This is a genomic window from Halomonas sp. SIMBA_159 (assembly GCF_046536035.1).
GTDB classification, from domain to species: domain Bacteria; phylum Pseudomonadota; class Gammaproteobacteria; order Pseudomonadales; family Halomonadaceae; genus Vreelandella; species Vreelandella venusta_A.
Window position 1 is genome coordinate 1 of sequence record NZ_JAWJBT010000798.1, and the last position, 264, is coordinate 264.

General features: G+C 48.5%; 1 protein-coding gene. It reads left to right on the forward strand.

Annotated elements, in window-relative coordinates:
- On the forward strand, positions 1-264 hold a 264-nt coding region (locus tag R0J87_RS21410; protein WP_498888814.1), incomplete at both ends, for a glycoside hydrolase.

Consider the following 264-nt stretch of genomic DNA (forward strand, 5'->3'; position numbering starts at 1 on the left):
GAAACCACAGGATTTGGCTGGACGGATAAAGAAATGAAGCATAACCGTCAGTCACACTATTACCTTGGCGCCTGGTACCCGGATAATAAGCCGGCGTTCTTTTTTAAGCCGGCAACAGTGAAGGAGCCGTACCGAACCCTGTTCTTCTCGCCGGCTTTTAAAGTGCCCTTATACCAGGCGGTGTTTCATGATGAGCTGATCAATAACCATCACTGGCATATGGATAGCCTGAAGTTTTCTGATGTGAAAGGCATCCGGGATCTG